At 65.6% G+C, this 2,073-nt stretch carries 2 protein-coding genes; both read right to left on the reverse strand.

What is annotated here, in order from left to right; genetic code table 11:
* Positions 1-960 (reverse strand): chromate efflux transporter (gene chrA / locus FHD67_RS20040; RefSeq protein ID WP_246071370.1); only part of this gene is annotated, 960 nt, incomplete at its 3' end.
* Entirely contained in the window at positions 957-1,775 is an 819-nt protein-coding gene (locus FHD67_RS20045) for a chromate resistance protein ChrB domain-containing protein (protein WP_139599837.1), read from the reverse strand. The genes chrA and FHD67_RS20045, both read right to left, overlap by 4 nt.
* Between the last annotated feature and the right edge of the window lie 298 nt (positions 1,776-2,073).

Consider the following 2,073-nt stretch of genomic DNA (forward strand, 5'->3'; position numbering starts at 1 on the left):
CTCGCGCAGCGCGCCCATGAAGCCCACGAACTGGGTCACCATGATCAGCGGCCCCGGCGTGGTCTCTGCCATGCCCAACCCGTCCAGCATCTCTCCGGGTGCCAGCCAGCCATAGGTTTCGACCGCCTGCTGGGCGACATAGGCCAGGACGGCATAGGCGCCGCCGAAGGTCACCACCGCCATCACGCTGAAGAACCCGGCGATCTGCGAGAACACGTTTTCTGGGCCGAGGATCAGGAACAACGCTGCCACTGGCACCAGCCACAGCCCCAGAAACACCGCCGATATGCGCGCCGCCCACCCGGCGCTGACACGGGTATGGTCGGGCGTGCCCTCACCCAGCAGGGTGTCGGCATCGGCCACCTGGGTGCCGCCCATCTTGCCGTGCCCGCCGCCGCCCTGGAACGCCACCAGACCCGCACGGGCGCCGACGAAGCCCACCAGCGCTGCCGTGAGGATGATGACTGGAAACGGCACGCCAAAGGCGAAGATCGCTAGGAATGAGGCCGCTGCGATGCCGATCATCGTGCGGTTCTTCAGCGCCCGCGACCCGATGCGGATCACCGCCTGCACGACGATTGCCAGCACCGCAGCCTTGAGGCCGAAGAACAGCCCCTCCAGCACGCCGGTATTGCCCCAGATCGCATAGATCCACGACAGGCCCATGATCGCCACGAGGCCGGGCAGCACAAACAGCAACCCGGCGATGATCCCGCCGATGGTGCGATGCATCAGCCAGCCGATATAAACGGCAAGCTGCATCGCCTCGGGGCCGGGCAGCAGCATGCAGTAGTTCAACGCATGCAGGAACCGCCGCTCGCCCAGCCATTTCTGTTCCTCGACCAGGATGCGGTGCATCAGGGCGATCTGGCCCGCGGGGCCGCCGAAACTCAGCAGGCCGATCCGCGCCCAGATGCGGGTGGCCTCGGCAAGAGTGGGATAGGGGCGGGTCTGCATCATTCTGCCCTCGGCTTGTTCATGGGCCAGTTATGGGTCTCGCCGGTCGCGTCACGCGCCCACCGATAGAGCGCGTCATAGACCAGCATCCCCGCCTCCAGCTGTTCCAGATCATCGGCATACATGCGCGACAGGCCAAGGGAGACGGCCAGCAGCCCCGCTGCTTCGGGCGCCAGGTCCAACCGTGCCGTATCGGCAGCCCGAACGATCACGGCTAATCGGTCCAGCGCTGGAACGGACAGGCCCAGCTCAGCCAGCATCACGTCGAAACTGCATAGATCGCCCCTATGGCTGAAGAAGACGTCCTCGATGTCGAAGGGGGCTGCCTCATGGCGCTCGGCCACACCCGAGACTTCGGCCGGGGCCACGAACAGGATCACCGCACGAGGATCGACGAAGCGGCGGATCAGCCAGGGACAGGCGATCCGGTCGATCTTGGGGCGCGCGCGGGTGGCCCAGACCATGCGGCCCTGCCCGTCGCGTGGGGGGAGGTGGTCTGTCTGGATCAGCGGCAGACCCGCCTCTCGCCACGCGACAAAACCACCATCAAGATATTCGGCCTGGCGACCTTCGGCGCGCAGCCATGCCGCAGCGCCCTGACTGCGGCGATGACCTGCCTGGCAGAGCACCAGCATGGGACCCGGCGGCAGCGGTGGGAGATCAGCCAAGGCACGGTCATCCGCTCGGATGGACCCCGGCACCAGTCGGGGATCGGTGGCAAAATCGCTGTCGGACCGGACATCCAGAATGACCGGGGCGCGGGGCGTGCCGATGATGCGGGCAAGCTTGTCGACGGAAATCGCATTGGGCGCAGGCATGGGCGTTCCTCCCGTGAAGGTTTCAATGGAACGCGAACTTCGGCTGACGCCTCGTGGGGCGGTCGCAGGCCCCATGCGCAAGGAAATAGATTGCAGGCGATGGCAAGGTCAAGACAGCAGATCGATGCTGTACCAAGTGCTGCGGTGCAGCCTTTGGGCGGTGGCACGTCCCTGCCGGTTTTCACAATGCTTACATAGGAACAGTGCCGCAGGAAGAATGAGGCAGCCATTCGCGTCGATCACGAATGGCTGCCCGACGCTCAGTAGGTTTCGACGACGGCGCTATACTCGCCGCGCA

This window comes from Paracoccus haeundaensis, from assembly GCF_006239215.1.
Classification (GTDB): domain Bacteria; phylum Pseudomonadota; class Alphaproteobacteria; order Rhodobacterales; family Rhodobacteraceae; genus Paracoccus; species Paracoccus marcusii.